Consider the following 18,325-nt stretch of genomic DNA (forward strand, 5'->3'; position numbering starts at 1 on the left):
TTGTTTAACCAATCAGCGATAATTCTGTTGTCTTTTTTTCATGATTTTATGTAACAATTTCTTTATTGCTTATGATTATAAAGATGTTTTTTTAAATGGCTTACGATTATTTCATATCCCCAAGCAATGAGAACAAGTATTACAATTCTCACATAAATAGGAAAACAATAAATAATAAATATGTTAATCAATTCAAAAATCACTAGTAATATTAAATAATGAAAAAATAGTCATATTTTAGATAAATATTTCATATAAAACACCAGCCAATCAAGATTTCTTTACTTTATTGGCTGCATACACTTATGATTACTCAACAATCAATATTCGAACCCCATTTTCATCCTGGTTGTTTATTTACAAGAATAATCATTCCTTTACTTGTATGAATAGTAGTTCCGATAGAACCAGTAATAGCTTGAGCTATCCTAAACCTACATAATGTACAATCGCTGCAAGCCCAACAGTTTTTGCAGTAGTCGCAATATAAGAGTTCAAATAAATATCTTTTGTTTCGTTATTGAAATTAAATACTTTATTTACCCTAGCCCTAAGTAGCTCTTTTCTTCTTTGTAATGCTATTTCGCTAGCAGTAAAAATTGTATATGGATCAATTCCTTATTGTTTCAAAATAGTGATTAAATCATCAATATTTAAATTAAATAATTGCCTGAATCCTTCAGTAAGCTTTTATTCAGTAATAGTTCTGTCTATTGATTGATTCAACGAAATTTCTGTATTTTCATTAGCAAATACATTTGATCCTATCGAGATTGATGGAGTAATAGAGACAACCAAATCAGATGTAAGTAATACTAATTTTCATTTAAAAATATGTATCCTCCCAATTATTTTATTTGTCTTATATGACGATACAACTGTAAACTAATAACGATGTTATTAGTTTACCTCATCATAAAAAGCGTTTTTAAAGTCATAACTGTTTGAATTTTTTAAATAAAAGAACTAATTTTAGTCAGCTAGTTACAGTAATAACAGATATGCTCACAAAACGGGATATGGATATACGCAGAAACCTTTTGTTCTGGGGGATTGGTTGTTTCATTGATTTTTGTTCCCCTTAATCTTATTTTATTTTGTTTCTTTCTTATGTTATAAAGCAACTTTAATTTTTCTTATTTGACTAAATAACTTTAACTTCCATCGATTCTAATATACTTACGTTTTCACGGATAAAAATTTTTTGTTTTTCTCCTTTTTCTTGATCTTTTTTCAGTTCACAATCCCTCTTGGTTTCTTATTTTTAAGCAAAAAAATAGACCTAATTATACTTGAAATTTCAAGAAAATAACTAGGTCTATATGCTATACATAGTTGAGACAGCACAGTTTATGTGGTAGCTAATCCCAATAGAAATAAGGTGATGCCTATGTTGATTTGTGGCTTGATCCCTAGAAAGGAATAAGCTTGTCTGTTTTTGAAGCACTAATATTTGCGATAGCTTTTGCAACGTTAGTTCTGACAGTCAGCAATCACAAAAACGACAAAAAATAACCGCAATTTACACTTAGGCAGTTTAACGGTTATTTTTTGTAACTATAATTAAACTGAGCCACCGTCTTAAACAGTGCTGTCAAAAGGGAACTGTTCGCGCAGTTCCTTTTTTCATTTTCATTATAGCATACGCTTATTCTTCTATTCAATTTTCAAAACAAAAGAACAGTTGTTTTTCATTTTTAAGGTAATAATAACAAATCCTATATGCTATAATCAGTTATGACAGTAAAGTTTAATGACGGTGGCTATCTAATCTGAAAGTGAGGTGGTGCTTATGCACATAATCTCAAACTTTAGAGAAAGGAGACGCCTTTTGTCTGTGGAAGCAGCGTTAGGGCTAATGATCAGTTTTGGATCTTTGATCGCAACACTGATTTTTGGCATTCTAACCTTAGCCCACAAAAACGACAAAAAGAAGTAACCGTCACTTTAGCGAGAGATTGGTTACTCCTTTTTGAGATAACTATATAACTTGCCACCGTCTTTAGCGGTGCTGTCAAAAGGGAACTGTTGACGCAGTTCCTTTTTTCATGTTTATTATAGCATACCCTTTCTCTTTTGTTCAATTGTTTCATTATTCATCATTTAATCTTTCATAAACTCATCATTTTTCACACTACAAAAACGCTTTTTACCCCGACACTTTATTTCAGTAAATTATTTCTTATTTTTCTTTACAACAACTATCTGCCCGATAATCAAAATCAACGTTACTCCAAAGCCGCTTCTTAGAAAGTCTCGATTCAGTAAATATTCGATAAAAATACCTATTAAACTGGCTACTAACGCCACAATGATAATACTAGCGTATGGATGATTTTTAGTATACTTTTTCCAGTTTTTATACAAGAAAACTCACTCCTCTATATTATTCCGGCTATAGCTATTCCAGCATCATTATAGCTAGTTCTCGTAGGAAACCAGCCTAACCTTTTTTAATTCTATCTTATTTTCTTGAAAATGCTGTATTAAGCGCTGATTCTAAAGTTGCTCAACGTAAATCAGAGATAATCTTATAGTATTTTTTCATGATGTTCTACCATAGTTTTTTATAGTTAATGTTTTAAAAAACGTCTTATGATTATTTCATATCCCCACCCAATGAGTATCAATATGCCTATTCGTACATAAAAAGGAAACTGATAAATAAGATATGTGTTAACTAATTCAAAAATGATTAGCAAGATTAAAAAAGAAATAAATGACCAACTTTTAGTGATATACTTCATCTAATATCCCTCTCTTTATGAATTTATTCCGCGCACTCTAGCCTTAGTCGTATTCCAGATATTTACTAATAAGTTGACCCCATATCATTGTGAGGATGAGTTTGAGCTTTAGATTGAATATAACCTATCTCTAAAATGACGGTTTTACTATTTTGGAACAGATTAGGTGCTGTTTATTTTTCTATTGATTGAGTGAGACACATAAATACCGATTTTCAACGTTTGGTCTTATTTATTTTGATTGTCTTCATATATTCTAATTCTTTTTTTACGTGAACAAGCATATAATAATCTTCGACATAAAGATTTTTTACTAGTATAAATAAATCATTCGATTTAAAAATTAAAAAAATGATTATCAGTGTAAAAATACTGATTAGAAAAATACTAAAATTTATACTGCCATTCTCAAAAAATTTTTGGATGAGATAGATCATGATAGGAAAACACAAAGCTACGATAAAGTTTTGCTAAATACTTAATATCTTGGTTCCGTGTATTTCTTTCTTTTCGATCAAGTATTCCACATCAAAAATCAATTGATTGATACTTCGTTCGTCAAGCATTCTTTCGGCTTTTCGTTTATATAAATAATTATGGTATTTCTTAGGACGACCATGCTTTGTTCGATATATTTTATAGCAACAGTATAAGATAAAAATTGTTGCCACAATAAATTGGTAAAAAATATTTTCAATATTGTTATAAGCATTATGATTTCCAGTTAAATATAAAAAAACACTACCCAAAATTACTACCGTAAATAACACTATAGGCCCTGCACTAATAATATACAAAAACAGATAAAAGGGTTTGATTACCCACATGTTTCTGAATGAACTTGCTTCTCGATAGATATCCGTATAAAATTTCATTGCTTCAATTTGCTTTACTTTGAGTATTTTTGTCATTTATCCATTCTAGAGTCCTTTCTTAATCACTTGTTTGAACTTTTTACTCTTTCTATTGAAAAATTGACGGGGAATTATTCCCAAGTATGGCTTCATCACATATTTTTTTGTGGATTTTTTATACTATAAACGCTGTCTTAGCGTCCGTAGTATTGACTACCATTCAATCGAAGTATCACTATATTAGTATATGTAGAGATTTTGGAAAAAGAATCGCTGACTAATGCTATCATTCCGTTGTGTTGAACTTTTCTGTATGACCACAATGTAAGGAACATGCTTTAAATAGATGGCCGGTTTTTCCATTCCGACAATTAATTATGATTCCTTCGCTACATTTGGGGCATATTTTTATACCCATTGGCAAAGAATTTAAAAGCTGAAATTTTAGCATCGTATCTGGTATGATTTGATTTAATAATTGTAATAACCCGTAGCGATCATACCACTCGATTTCTTTTGCTTTTTCATTTTGTTCAATTTCTTCATAGACCTGTTGATAAAAAAATGAAGTGGTGATAAACATTTTTTTATCCCAATTTTTATTTGAAATTCCTGAAAAATTAGTGATATCTTTACGTCCAATCAGTGTCGGTGTGGGTTTTGCGTTTAAGCGATTGGATTTTGCTTGTACCGCGATCCGCTTTTTTTCTTTCGTCAAAATTAAATCGACACCCCCATCTCCCACATACTTACGATGATCTTTGACATAACTTTTCTTCGTTATCTCAACCCCGTATCCTGCTAATCGGAAAGCTGCTGCTAAAAATTGCTCAAAATGTTCTCCTTGCCTCACTCGATCATCTTGGCTACTACCGAAATCTTTATCCATGTCACTTAAAAAGTCGATTACGATCTTCTCATCTTTCTTTTGCACAAAAGACGTTTTTCTTATTTCTAAGTATTGTTTGGAAACCACTTCTTGAGCGCTGCTTTCCAGTTGATTGGCTTCTTTGAATTTTTGTAAGAATTTAAAAACCATTATTTTCTCCTCTCGCTTATCGTTCTGACAATTAGATTGTAAATCAATAACAAGAGTATTAATTTGTTATATAATAAAAATTTTTAAATAATTTTTATTAAAAGAATCAATCCGTTGATACTTCGCTTACTAGAACTATTGTGAAGATTACAGATTTTTTTAGGCATTCTCGTTGATTATCATTGATTTGAACTATCGTTTACTAGGTATCATTCCTCTCCTATGCTCAAAGAAACTTTATCAAAAAGGCTCGATTATATTTTAAGGAAAGCTAACTTGTGTCCGAGTCACACAAAGGATTTTTCCTATTTGGAAAGATTGGATTGTTACTTGTTCTTGTGTTGATCAAAAACTCTGAATAGTCATTCAGAGTTTTTAGCCAATTACTTAAAACAACTGCGTGTACTGACTCACTAATCTATGATCCTTGATTTGCTTATTGGTAACAGAGTTGGCGTTTGTTTGAATCGAAGTGTCGTTATTCAACTTACTACCAACGTGGCTTTTCGGTAAAACGCTACATAAACTAGCCCCTCGCTCAATCAAGTCAGCGAAGGACTAGTTTTTTAGTAGATTTTTGATTGTAAAGTACCCTTAGTTCAAATCTTTCTTCAATAAATCTACCTATCTACTATTTTAGATTTATTTCTTCATTGTCGCTATGCCCATTGTTTGTGGGATTTTTAGGATTTCAATGATTGGCAGAAGCATTAGCGCCCCTAAAACAGCAAAACCTAGGCTATAAGCCAGTGGAATCGACAGCTGGATTTCCAATAAATGAATCACCAACGTAATAAATGATACCCCTAATCCTTGAGCTAAAGATTGGACAACTGTATTCAATGTATTGGCACTATTGCGTTCTTGTGGTGGAATTTCTGATAAACTTAATCCCATAAACGCTGTGAGTGCGAGCGAGCGTCCGATTCCTGAGGCAAAAGCTAGTAACATAATAATCGCTGGAAACGTGGTTGATTCAATGAAAACTAAACAGAAAGAACTACTCAAAATCATTAGGAATGACGCAATCAATGCCCCTTTGTAGTTAAGTGAGCGAATAATCGATGTCGTGAAGGGTTTGATCCCAATATTTCCAATAAAAATGAAAATAACATAACTTCCTGCAACGACTGCTGACCAATGAAAAATATTTTGTAAATAGATCGTCAACAAATATGGCATCGCTCCGACAGATAACCAAAGGATTGCCCCACTGGTTTGGCCGATTCTAAAAGAAGTTTTTGATAGGGCTTTTAATGAAAATAAGGGTTGTTCGACTTTATTTAAATGTTGATATGTGAACAAAAGAAATATTATTCCACTCACGATACACAAAATTCCTGCTATCTCAAATGAAAGACCGTCTCGTGAAGATAATTCTGCACCGACTACAAGTAAGGTGGATGCCGTTGCCATTTCCACAAAACCGAGCCAATCAAATTTATTTTTGATCAGGTCATGGTCTGACGGAATCAATGAATATCCTAGGATCAAGATCGACATACCGATTGGCAAATTGATCAAAAAAATCCAATGCCAAGTTAAATAGGTAATGATTGCTCCACCCATTATAGGAGCGATCGCAGGTGCGATTAATGCTGGCCAAACAAGATAACTCATCATTTTTAATAGTTGATCGACTGGCGTTTTTTCAAAAACGATCAATCGTGCAGTAGGTGTCATCAACGCTCCAGAGAAACCTTGTAACATTCGCATTCCTAAAAGAACCCCAAAACTAGGCGCAAGGGCGCTCCCTAATGAACTAATGGTGAATAGGAAAACAGCCAGAAGCCAGATTTTTTTCTTACCAAAATAATTGGCTAACCAGCCACTCATTGGGATAAAAATCGCCACTGTGACTAAATACGCACTGATTAAAAGTGAGATTTGCGACATACTTGTTGAAAAAGTAGTCGCCATTTTGGGTAAAGCTGTCGTAACAATCGTACCATCTAATATTTCCATAAATAAACTCATTGCCATGACTAAGGCAATTTTGATTTGTTGAGACATGTTCATTCCTCCATCTATCGTCCCTGATATATCTTTTAGATATATATTTTTTTGTATAAAAGAGACTGTAACCAAAAAAGTTACAGCATTTGTTCCTTTTTTATGACGTTTTAAAAAGCGCTCCGTTGATAAGGACTGTCACGTCTTGTTCTATTGATCAAGTCTATTCTTCCCTATAAGGTAGTTCTGATAAAAAATCTTCTGCCCACTGGATTGCTAACTGGGCTTTTCCAAGTAATAATTCTAACTTTTTAGTCGCATACCAATGATCAATTTTTTTTACTTCGTCTAGTTTTTTTAAATAGCCCTTGATTTCGTCAACCGTGATTTGTTTTTCACGTATGTAGACCATTAACAATTCTTTTTGTTCGTCTAATGAGAGATGTTGCATCGAATCGAGTTTGATTAAATAAATTTCTTCTGTATGAGCGCCACTGGGAACGTCTTGTTTCATTAATTCAAAAAATCGTTGACGTCCTTTATCAGTAATACTGGCAGTCTTTTGTGTACGGCCTTCTTCATTAACAGTAATAGTGATTAAGCCATTTTTTGCCAACTTGTCTAACAATGGGTATAAAACACCAAAACTGACTTTGCGATTTTTGCCTAAAGAAGCCTGCATTGCATTTCTTAAGTGATAACCATTTTGTGGTGATTCCATCAATTCTCCTAGAACAAACAGTTCATTCATCATGTTTCTTCCTCCTTATCTATCTTTTAGATAAAAGAATGATATATCTAATAGATGCATAAGTCAATCACTTTTCTTTATTAAGGTAATTAAGCAAACCCACTTTGCCATTCACATTCTTTCTGTTCTTAGTTCACCATTAAATAACTATTTTTATATATAATTAATATTAAAAAACATTTATCCAAAACAAAAAACACATAATTAAATAACTTTAATAAAGGAACTCTAAGAACCATTACATGATATAATGGGAAAAAATTTAGTAGGTGTTAAAATGAGAATGTTAGGAAACTTGATTTGGTTTATTTTTGGAGGCTGTATCGGTGGGATTGGTTGGTTTTTAGCAGGAGTCATTTGGTGTATAACGATCATTGGTATTCCAATCGGGTTACAATGTTTTAAGCTGGCAACTCTTAGCTTTTTCCCATTTGGTAAAGAAGTGATTTATAGCGATAGTGGGACTTCTTTAATTATCAATATCATCTGGTTGATTATCAGTGGACTCCCATTAGCGATTGCCCATGTGATTAGTGGTCTTATACTCTATATTACGATCATTGGTATTCCATTTGGTAAACAGTCGTTTAAATTAGCTAAATTAGCGTTGATGCCTTTTGGTACGAGAATCGTTCTAACCAGATCTTATTATTGATTAGATAGTTAAGAACCTGGTAACAATTTCTAGATCTAAAAAAGCCGAAGAATGTCAAAAAAGAAACAATTTTTGAAATCTTCGGCTTTTTTTTTTGGACAACTTTTAAGAAACACCAGGATCAATTATTGAAGACAACATCAACTATAGATTCACCTCTTTGATCACTGCTTGTTCATATTGTTTCGTGCCAGATGATTTGCTGTTGTGCAGCTAATGGTTCTTTAATCATCGTTAAGACTTCCTCTTCAGTCAAAGCATCAGGGTAGTCACTCCAGATGGCAAAATAGGCACCTTGTACTTTTTTCATTTGTTCGTTTGTTAATCGTTGGTTTTCAGGAAATTGATCAATCGTCCAGTGGTCTTGAATCTTTTGAGCTGTAGGATATTTATAACTGGCACCTTCTCCTAAAACAAAATAGAAAAATTGATCGTTGACATTGATCAATTGATGGTCACGAGTGAGAAATTCCCCCGCAGTCGCCATTGTTGCTTGATGTTTCGTCCAATACGTAATTTGAATAGAAGGTTTTAATTTACTTTTCATGAGCAGTCCTTTTTTATAGACACCATCATTCCAAATTCTAGCTTTTTTACCTAATGTTTCGACATAGTCTGCTAACTCATTGATGTAGTCGATGAAAACATCATACTGACGGGTTGGATCGTGGTATTCCACGATTGCTTGTGCTTTTAATGCAGGATATTTATCCAACTCTGAAAATTCAATGTATTCATCTGCACCTAAATGGAAATAATCGGAACGATGAAATAACTCTGCATATTCTTTTATCATCTTTTTGATCATGGTAACTGCATCTTTTTTGGTGATATCAAGGGCTCGATTAGTGGGGAAAATCAAAGAATCCTCGCCTTTTCGCTCCATTTGCCATTGTGGATAGATTGCCAACAGCCGTTGCAAATGACCAGGACTATCAAACTCTGGAATCACAGAAATCCCCTTTTGCTCCGCATAATCAATCAAATCCGTCATTTCCTGTTTCGTCAAAAATTTCTCTGATGTGATTTCTGGAATTGTTTCGCATTCCAACCGAAATCCTTCATTATCAGAAAAGTGAAGTTGCAAAGCATTCATTTTCAATGAAGCCATGTAGTCTACAAGTTTTTTCAGAAAATCCATTGAATAAAATTTACGACCAATATCTAAAATCACGCCACGCTCTTTTAAAGAAGGTGCTTTTGTAACAGATAATGGCTTGTTTGATTCATTCATCAATTAGCATCCACTCCTTATTCTGCCATTAGTTGCCAACAACCAATGCCCTCCATCGTTTTTCCTGGTACTAAAGTTTCAGATCTCTTTGTCTGATTTTTTTCAGACAGTTCTTGAATGGTAAAGTTTCTATAATCCAATCCTACCTCAGACAGCAATAAAGATGAAGCGTTTTCTTTATAAAAAAAGTAATAATCGTCATTTTTCTGGGTCACATACCAGCCTTCAGGGGAATCAAACGGTACTGCTCTTGTCTCATAGATTCCTTCGCCATATTTTTCCAACCAATCGCCTAGTCTTTCTAAAATCGCTACCGCTTCTGTAGGTAACTCTCCATTTGGTTTAGGTCCGATTCCTAGTAGTAGATTTCCTCCTTTTGCAACGATCTGGACGAATGATAGAATAACTTCTGCTACTTCTTTATACTCATCATTTGGCCAATAGCCCCAATTTTTGGTTAATGGGATATTACTTTCCCATACTTTGACTGGTGGTTGTTCAGGTATTTTTCTTTCTGGTGTCACATAGTTCTCATAGGCCCCGCCAATGGTTCGATCGACAATCAAGAGATCTGGCTGAGAATGCCGAACTTCACTCGCTATTCTTTCCATATCCAGTTGTTCATTCCCCTGATTCACCCAGCCTCCATCTAACCATAAGATATCAAGTGGGCCATAATTTTGGCTAATTTCAGTGAGTTGATTCGTAACAAACCGATCATATTTCTGCCAGATTTCAGGAAACTCTTTTGGGTTATAATTTGCATATCGCCCAGTCGCTTCTCTTTCTGGCAACCAATAATAAGAGCTATGCCAATCTGGTTTTGAATAATAAGCACCTGTCGCTAGTCCTTCCTTTCTAAAAGCAGTAACAACTGCCTTAAAAATGTCTGCTTGAGGCGCTTTATGGTAGGGACATGTCGCTGCAGTTACTTTATAATCCGAATACTTTGTATCATACATTGTAAAGCCGTCATGATGTTTTGTTGTAAAAATCATGTAGCGAAAACCAGCTTGTCGGCAAAGCTTTGCCCACTTAGCTGGTTCAAACTTATAAGGATTGAAACTATGGATCAACCCCCAATAATCTTCTCGTAATTCGACCATGTTCGTGCGCCAAGGTATTTTTCTTGCCCAGCTGTCTTCTTGTGACAATTGCCAAGACTCTACAATACCGGGAATACTATACAGCCCCCAATGAAAGATCACTCCCAGTTTTTGATCTTGAAACCAATCGAGTTTTTTTTGGATATTAGCGGGTAACTCCTGGTAATGATCTGTTTCGCTTTGATGGTTTTCGACAATGTCTTTTCGCAGCTTACGGTCTTCGTTTTCCTGTTCAACTGCGGATACACCATGTGCTTTTTTCATGATCATCAACCTTTCTAAATAATTGAATACTTTGTTTAAAGGTAACTGTTTCAACTGTCAAATGAACTTCTCTTGGCAATACTTCTTTAAACGTTTCATCTAAATAGTATAACTGTTCTTTTGTTAGGATAATTTCAATCGTTCGTTCTTCCAATGGGGTTAGATGTACTTTTTTAAATGCGAGCAATTCTTTTTCTCGTGGGGGAATAAAACCTTGTTGTTTTTTCCCGTAAATTTGAATCGTCTCCGCCCCACTATAATTACCTGTGTTTTTCAATCGACAAGAAACCTTAATCGAATGATCTTGATGATCGGTAAAGAGTACATCGGTCAATTCAAACGATGTATAGCTTAAGCCATAGCCAAAACGATAGATTGGCTTTTTAGGATAATCGGTATACGTTTCTTTAAATTGAGTATTTCGATAGTTATAATAAACGGGTAATTGACCTGAATGCTCGGGAATCGTAAACGCTAATCTACCATTCGGATTTTTCCCAAAAAGAACATTCGCGATCGCTTTTCCTCCGTATTGTCCTGGATAGCCAGCGAAAAGAATCGCTGAAACATATGGTTCAATCGCTGAGATACTATGAGGTCGGCCTTCAATCAAAACGGCAATGACTGGTTTTCCATGTTTTGCTAATTCCTTGACTAGTTTAATTTGGCATTCGGGTAGTTCAATCGAGGCTAGGTCAATGTTTTCTCCACTAGTCATTTCTTGTGATCCCTGTAATGCAGCACCATTTTTAGCAAAAGCCGTTGAAAAATCTCTGGCACTGGACCCACCTAAAGTCACGACAATGACATCTGCATTTTCAGCTACTTGATTTGCTTCGTCTAGTCCTTGAGGTAGATCAGTTGTGATCTGACAGCCTTGAGCAAAAGACAATTGGGTAGTTGAATTTGCCGTGTGCTCTTCGATCCCCTGCAATAGATTGCAACATGATGCTATTTTTTTAAAAGGCGTGTAATCACCTAATAGATGATAGATATTATTCGCATGAGGTCCTACAACTCCAATTTGATTTAATTTCTCTTTTTTCAAAGGTAATATATTGTCATTTTTCAACAATACTAGACTGTCTTCTGCCAAAGCTGTACACAACGTTTCTTTTTGTGCCGAAGTAAAAGAAACTTTCGGTGAACTTTGGCTAGAGAAAAGACCTAATTCGCTTTTCAACTCAAGAATTCTTAAAACAGAACAATCAATCACTTCTTCACTTACCAGCCCAATAGCCACTGCTTGTTCTAGATAAGGAAACACCTCGTCCCATAAGCTAAGATCAACTCCACTAGAGATGGCTTTGGCTGCAGCCATTGATGGATCGCCACAAGTTTCTGCCACTCGATCTAATGCACAACCATCGGCCATGACAATTCCAGAAAACCCGTATTCTTCTCGTAAAATTTCTTGTAACAAATGGGGATTCGTGTGACAAAATACACCATCAATATCGTTATACGCTGCCATACAGCCTTTTGCGCCAGCTTTAATTCCTGCTCGAATGGCGGGTAAATGGATTTCCCTTAACTCACGCTCTCCGATTGCCACTGGACCAGAATTATGTCCTCCCATGACGTTTCCTTGACCAGCCAAATGTTTTAACACAGCTTTAATTTTTTGTTCTTTTTGTAAACCAGTTACAGCTGCTTGGGTAAAGGCCGCTGTTAGATACGGATCTTCACTAAAACATTCTTCTGTTCTGCCCCAGCGTGGATCTCTTAATAGATCTAAAGTCGAAATCAGTCCAAGATGAGCTCCTTTTTCTTGTAACTCCGCAGCCACGACTTCCTGCAATTGTTGGTAAAGTTCTGGATTCCAACTACATCCCACTGAAAAATTCGTTGGCAGTGTGGTGGCTTCTAAGGCTTGATGCCCATGAGGACATTCTTCGGATAATAAGACCGGGATTTTTAAACGGGTTTCTTTTTTCATGTATTGTTGGATCATTTGACTGACTTCTTGTGCCTCACTGGTTGTTAAACCAGTCAGCTCATTTCTTTCAGACCAAGGATCGGCACGAAATACCCCATAAATGACACCGACTGTGCCATATTTTTTCACTTCATTTTTGAAATAGTCCGTCAAAAAAAGCTTTCCATCTTTTTTTTCGTAGACTTGCCAGCCATACAATCGTTGATTCAATTGTCCAACTTTTTCTTTTAGTGTCATTTTTTGCAACAATTTTTGCAAATCACCCATCGTTCTGCTCCTTTAATTGGATTTTGAAGGTATGGATCTCGTAAGGTTTGAACACCACTGTTACCTCATGCTCACTGTCTAAAGCGACTGTTTCAATTGGATTTTCTAATAGATCGCAAATCTGTACATGTTGAATTGGCTGAGAAAATTTTAAGACCGTTGTTGTTTGGCGATTTTCAAATTCATAAGCCCGCATAATGATGGATCCATCCGTTTCAGCTTTCTTTAAGGTTTCCAGACAAATGTTTCGTTCTTGACAGTTCACCCACGAACCTTCTGGTAAAGTTTTCTGTTCTTGACGAACAGCCAAACAAGGGATATTTAATTGACGAGCTTCTTCTTGGGTCTTCGCTTCCTTCCACGTTTGAGCATGGCAATAAAGCGAGTAGGTGAACTGATGATTTCCTTGATCTGCTGTTTCATAAGGATCTGTGGCGGATTTGATCAATGAGACTCCTAAATGTTGGTATTGAGCATCAAAGCCATACTTTGAATCTGTCAATAATGAAATCCCATAGCCATCATCGGATAGATCGACCCATTTATGTCCACATACTTCAAACTTTGCTTTGTCCCACGAAGTATTTTTATGCGCCGGTCGTTGTAGATTGCCAAACTGGATATCATAAGTCGCTTGATAGGCATTGACAGGCACTGGAAACTCCGCTCGAAGGAGACTATGATTTTGCTGCCAATCAACCTTCGTTTCAAAATCGATTCGTGCTTTTCCGTGAATCAAATGGATGTATTGCGTAATAGTCGAATCATAAAACTTTCTAACGATTTTCAACGTGTCCCGAATCGGACCTTGATCAACAATCAATGCTTCTTGAATATCGGTAATGATTGTTGGTTTATTTTTATAGTAAAAATCAATGTCCCATGCATCATAATTTAAAGGCAGATCTTCGTAAACCAGTAGTTCGTTCACTGCTTTCTTACCAGCGATTTCTCGTTGGTTCTTTTTATCGAATGCACTGATCATACGATAGTGTTCGTCGAATAAAAGACTAAAGTCTTGTGTCTCGTATTGCTTAGTTAAAGGAGTGGTTTCCGTTTTAGTCGTGACTTCACGATCTGATTTTACAATAGTGTAATAACTCCCACCGAGAGCAGGTAAATGATCGAATCGTCCTAAGAATTGTCCATCATACGTTTTTTGGCTGACAATCGACTGACCTTGATGTTCCAGACATTCTCCTGATTCCAGTGGTAATGGAACGATGACTTGTTCACTTACTCCGCTAGGGTTGAACAGATAAAGAAACTGTCCTGCATCGTGACTTGGCAACACTGTGTCAATTAATTGGTTCATTTCAGTGAAAAGTTCGTGATAATCAATATCTGTCTGATCATAAACTTCTTTGATTCCGCTTCCTGGAAGAATATCATGGAATTGATTTAACAATAATTGTTTCCATGATTTTTCCAACATTTCAGCTGGATATTTTTCTCTGGCGAAGATACTATATAATTTTTCAACTGTCTGTAATAACGTTTCACCAAATCGATTGTTGCGCTTGTTTTTCCCGATTGAGGTGTATGTTCCTCGATGGTATTCAAAATACAGTTCTCCGAGCCACTCTTTTTCCTGATGTTTGGTCATTTTTTCTGAGAGTTCTTCAAAAAAATCAATCGCTGTGCTTTCAATGACTTGGGGCATACTCGGCAAACCTTTTTTCATACGCTTCAACGTTTCCAACATGTCTCGTGTTGGTCCTCCACCACCGTCTCCATAACCGTAAGCGATCAGAATACTGTCATTGACATCCTTATCTAAGTAGCGTTCCCAACTTCCTTTCACCGTATAAGGATCGAGTAGTCCATTGTAAGTCGTATAGTAAGGTGTCGGGCTATAACCGTCACTGATTGTCGTAATAAAATGAGTTAGCGCTCGGCTACCATCGATTCCTTGCCAAAAAAAGCTGTCATAAGGGATCTGATTGAATTGATTCCAAGAAAGTTTTGTTGTCATGAAATAGGGCGTGTTTGTTTTTTTCAAAATTTGCGGTAAAGCTGCAGAATAACCAAAAACATCTGGTAACCACAAAATTTGACTTTCTTGACCAAACTCTTCGCGTATAAATTGTTTCCCATAAAGAAATTGACGGACCAATGATTCACCTGAAGCAAGATTACAATCTGCTTCTACCCACATAGCCCCTTCTGGAATCCACTTGCCTGCAACAATTTTTTCTTTGATTTTCTCATATAGTTGCGGATAGGTATCTTTGATCAATTGATACATTTGTGGTTGACTCTGAATGAAAGTCAGTTCATCATATTCCTCCATTAATTTCAATACAGTCGAAAAACTACGTTCTCCCTTTTCAACCGCCTGCATCACTGTCCATAACCAAGCCAAATCGATATGTGTATGACCAACAACCAAGGCACGAGGAGCATTTTTTACTAAGCCTGTTTGATAAAATGCACGTTCTAAGTGTTCTTTTGCTTTCATTAATCCTTGATAATATTCTGAGCTATAAGGTTTATAAAAATTCAATTGATCAACTACTTGTCCTAATTCTCTTTCATAATAGATATAATTCGAGTCATGCTCGTTTAGCGATCGCCAACTATCCAATATCACGAACAAATCGTAATAGAGTTCATAAGACAAAGGATCGATCAGCCTTAGCTCAACCGTCAAAGGATATTTTTTTTCCTCCCGACCTGAAAAAACCTCGATTTGCAATGGAATCCGATCTCTTGAAGCATATTCTTTGGGTAACCGCAAAGTCGTATGGTTAACATCTAATCCTTGGATCCGCTGATCATCAAAATACACTTTTATTTGTGGGTTTGTCGTTGAATCCCATTCAGTTAGTGAAGAAAAGATTGCTAAATCGACTGTTTGATTTTGAAATTCATTTGGTAAACAGAGTTCTCCTGCAATTGTATAGTACTGATTTTTTTCGCCAAAATAAGCACCTCTTTCAAATTCTTTTGTCCCCGTTTCAGAATGAAAAACTAAATTCTCAACAGGTATCGCAGTTTTGATTATGTTCTTTTTTAACTCTATGATGATTCGTTGCACACGTTCAAATTCTAGTAATTTTTTCACACTATTCCTCTTTTCTAGTGAAAAGCCAGGAAACAACTAAAAAAATTGAGCTCCTGGCTTGTACTATCTGTATTATTTTTGTTCTTTTTTCCAACTATCATATTGTGTTTGCATTTCCGTGATAATTTCATCTAGTCCAGCCGCATTCATTTTTTTCTTCATATTATTCAAATTCTCTTGTGTTTCAACTGAGCCAGTGTTGATCAATGCTTTAAATTCTTCTTGTACGTTATTCAAAGCAGCAAGTTGCGTTGTCACAGCTTTCGTGTCAAAGTTGAATCCAAGTGCTGGGGATGCTTCTGCTTGCTCATTATAAGATTTCAACACTTCCCATTCGTCTGTTGGTGCACCTTCTTGGTGATAAAGATTGAAGTAATTCCCAAACATATAAAATGGCATCGTATAATTGCTATGAGCATCTAACCATTTGATTGTCTTCTCCCCAGTTTTTTCATAATGTGTTCCTTCAATACCATAGGATAAGAGATTCATCAATTTTTCGTCGGTATTTACAGCTTCTAATAGCTTCATCGCTTCTTTTGGATGTTTCGAGTTCGCACTGATCACCGTACCGCCACCCATTGCTGAAGCATTCGTCACAATTGAATCTACCATAGGCGTTACCACTACATCTTTTTTCACTTGGTCTTTGACTGTTGCTGTATCAAGTGGTCCCATCACGATTGAAGTAACAAACCATTCTTTCCCAACAATATCGGTTTGTTTTGCCAGTGCTGCATCTTTATTGACATAGCCTTTTTTCATAAAATCTCTCACTTTTTCAACCCGTTCAACGTATGGTTTCTCAAAATAATAATTGACGATCTTCCCTTCATCTCCTTCAAGGTTGATCCCAACGGATGTTGATAATTCATCGAATTTATAAGGGTTTCGGTAACCTTCAGACATGTACCAAGGATTGATTCCTTCTTTTTCCTTAATCGTTTTGAGCCATGGTTCAAGTTCATCATAGGTTTTGATTGATTCATACGGAACATCATATTTATCAACTAGTTCTTTAATGAAGACAAAATATTCCGTAGCAGCGATTTCTTTTTGCGCTGGTACCCCATATATCTTTCCATCAATGGTGGAACCTTTCCAAAAATTCTCGTAGATTTCAGCTTTTAATCCTTGGTTTTCATTATCAAGTAATTCTGTGATATCGTACAATGCGCCCTTTCGAGCATTGGTTAAATAATTAAATCCTCCTAGCCAAGAAGCAGTAAATGCGAGATCAAAGCTTTCTCCGGCATTGACCAGTGCGCTCATCTTTTGGTCATATTCACCCCAGTCAATTTGATTAAGAGACACTGTGACATTATATTTGTCCTTTGTATACTTATTGACCGCCTCATTCACTTTTGCCACATCTTTTTGTGGAATACCCGTTATGTACCAAGTAAGATCCACCGTACCAGACTCACTCGCATTACTGGTTTTGTTACTTGAACATCCTGTTAAAAGACCTCCTGCTAATAATGCAGCTCCTAGCAATACAAATTTTTTCATTATTTTTCCTCCTATACTATTCTTTCACTGCGCCAACAGTTAAACCACCAATAAAATATTTTTGAAAAAAAGGATATGCAATCAAGATCGGTAAAGTAGCTACTACTACCACCGCCATTTTGATCGTTTCAGTGGGTAAAGCACCGGTTTGGGTCATCCCCATTTTTCCAGCATTGTTTGCAATAAATTCAATATTATTCTCCATCTTCATCAACAAATACTGTAACGGTACCAATTGATTATTATCGGTATAAAGTAATGCTGAAAACCAATCATTCCAATAGCCTAAGGTTAAAAATAAGGCAATGGTTGCGATACCTGGTAACGATAACGGGAGTACGATTTTAAAATAAATCAACCACTCACTGGCACCATCGATATATGCTGATTCAATCAATGCTTCTGGGACAGACATTTGATAAAACGTTTTCAAAACCATGATTGAAAACGTGGACATACACAAAGGTAAAATCAATGCCCAGATAGAGTTCCTCAACCCTAAAACATTCACAATCACAATGTAATTACCAATCATCCCACCGCTAAACAACATGGGTATCAAAGAATACCTTGATAAAAACCCTCGATAAGCGTAAGTCTTTCGAGAAAGGGTATACGCAAAGGTCGACATTAAAAACACACCGATGACGGTCCCAATGATCGTAATGAAAATCGTTGTACCGAAAGCGGAAAAAATCGCTCCTTCTTCAAAAATTGCTTGAAAAGCTGCTAGGCTCCATTTTTCAGGTAGCAGTCGGTACCCGTTTCGTTGGATCGATTCTGAATCAGTAAAGGCGATAATACAAACTAAAATAAAAGGAACAGCAGTTAAAAAGGTCAATATCCCTAAACCCAGACTAATCAAAAGGTTATTTTTTTTACTGATTCGTCCAAATCGGTTCAAAGATTCACCTAGTGTTTTTTTTGCTTCCACTCT

The 18,325-nt window shown here is 35.7% G+C and carries 13 protein-coding genes; 2 read left to right on the plus strand and 11 right to left on the minus strand.

Annotated elements, in window-relative coordinates; translation table 11 throughout:
- Window positions 1–1,792 precede the first annotated feature (1,792 nt).
- On the plus strand, window positions 1,793–1,939 hold the full coding sequence (locus AB3H90_RS02120; protein WP_081186522.1) for a putative holin-like toxin: 147 nt from the start codon (window positions 1,793–1,795) through the stop codon (window positions 1,937–1,939).
- Window positions 1,940–2,175: 236 nt separating this feature from the next.
- On the opposite strand, the gene AB3H90_RS02125 is transcribed toward AB3H90_RS02120, so the two are convergent.
- From AB3H90_RS02125 to AB3H90_RS02145, 5 genes are all read right to left on the minus strand, one after another.
- Window positions 2,176–2,367: a hypothetical protein gene (locus AB3H90_RS02125; RefSeq protein WP_010718919.1), complete on the minus strand. Its 192-nt coding sequence runs from the start codon at window positions 2,365–2,367 to the stop codon at window positions 2,176–2,178.
- An 850-nt stretch (window positions 2,368–3,217) separates the two neighbouring features.
- Entirely contained in the window at window positions 3,218–3,658 is a 441-nt protein-coding gene (locus AB3H90_RS02130; protein ID WP_368016080.1) for a hypothetical protein, read from the minus strand.
- 229 nt (window positions 3,659–3,887) lie between these two features.
- Window positions 3,888–4,640: a restriction endonuclease gene (locus tag AB3H90_RS02135; RefSeq protein WP_010718916.1), complete on the minus strand. Its 753-nt coding sequence runs from the start codon at window positions 4,638–4,640 to the stop codon at window positions 3,888–3,890.
- A 642-nt stretch (window positions 4,641–5,282) separates the two neighbouring features.
- Window positions 5,283–6,653, minus strand: coding sequence for an MFS transporter (locus AB3H90_RS02140; protein WP_368016081.1), 1,371 nt, complete (start codon window positions 6,651–6,653; stop codon window positions 5,283–5,285).
- A 163-nt stretch (window positions 6,654–6,816) separates the two neighbouring features.
- Window positions 6,817–7,347: a PadR family transcriptional regulator gene (locus AB3H90_RS02145; RefSeq protein ID WP_010718914.1), complete on the minus strand. Its 531-nt coding sequence runs from the start codon at window positions 7,345–7,347 to the stop codon at window positions 6,817–6,819.
- 274 nt (window positions 7,348–7,621) lie between these two features.
- Here AB3H90_RS02145 and AB3H90_RS02150 point away from each other — a divergent pair, with 274 nt between their 5' ends.
- The gene (locus tag AB3H90_RS02150; RefSeq protein ID WP_010718913.1) at window positions 7,622–7,999 is read left to right on the plus strand and encodes a YccF domain-containing protein; all 378 of its coding nucleotides are present in this window, start codon (window positions 7,622–7,624) and stop codon (window positions 7,997–7,999) included.
- Between the two features lie 175 nt (window positions 8,000–8,174).
- On the opposite strand, the gene AB3H90_RS02155 is transcribed toward AB3H90_RS02150, so the two are convergent.
- The 6 genes from AB3H90_RS02155 to AB3H90_RS02180 all read right to left on the minus strand — a co-directional run bounded on the left by AB3H90_RS02155 (window position 8,175) and on the right by AB3H90_RS02180 (window position 18,322).
- Window positions 8,175–9,233 (minus strand): family 20 glycosylhydrolase, encoded by a 1,059-nt coding sequence (locus tag AB3H90_RS02155; protein WP_368016082.1) that lies wholly within the window; start codon window positions 9,231–9,233, stop codon window positions 8,175–8,177.
- A 17-nt stretch (window positions 9,234–9,250) separates the two neighbouring features.
- On the minus strand, window positions 9,251–10,603 hold the full coding sequence (locus AB3H90_RS02160) for an alpha-L-fucosidase (protein ID WP_368016083.1): 1,353 nt from the start codon (window positions 10,601–10,603) through the stop codon (window positions 9,251–9,253).
- Window positions 10,572–12,809 carry a glycoside hydrolase family 3 N-terminal domain-containing protein gene (locus AB3H90_RS02165; protein WP_368016084.1) on the minus strand — a complete coding sequence of 746 codons (2,238 nt, stop codon included), beginning with the start codon at window positions 12,807–12,809 and terminating at the stop codon, window positions 10,572–10,574. The genes AB3H90_RS02160 and AB3H90_RS02165 overlap by 32 nt, the downstream gene beginning before the upstream one ends.
- Window positions 12,802–15,876 (minus strand): alpha-mannosidase, encoded by a 3,075-nt coding sequence (locus AB3H90_RS02170; protein ID WP_368016085.1) that lies wholly within the window; start codon window positions 15,874–15,876, stop codon window positions 12,802–12,804. Before AB3H90_RS02170 ends, AB3H90_RS02165 begins: the two co-directional genes overlap by 8 nt.
- Window positions 15,877–15,948: 72 nt before the next feature.
- Window positions 15,949–17,388, minus strand: a complete 1,440-nt coding sequence (locus AB3H90_RS02175) for an ABC transporter substrate-binding protein (RefSeq protein WP_368016086.1) — start codon at window positions 17,386–17,388, stop codon at window positions 15,949–15,951.
- Between the two features lie 16 nt (window positions 17,389–17,404).
- On the minus strand, window positions 17,405–18,322 hold the full coding sequence (locus AB3H90_RS02180) for a carbohydrate ABC transporter permease (RefSeq protein ID WP_080704589.1): 918 nt from the start codon (window positions 18,320–18,322) through the stop codon (window positions 17,405–17,407).
- Window positions 18,323–18,325: the final 3 nt, after the last annotated feature.

Origin of the sequence: Enterococcus sp. C63, assembly GCF_040887215.1 — a bacterium.
Taxonomy (GTDB): domain Bacteria; phylum Bacillota; class Bacilli; order Lactobacillales; family Enterococcaceae; genus Enterococcus_B; species Enterococcus_B hirae.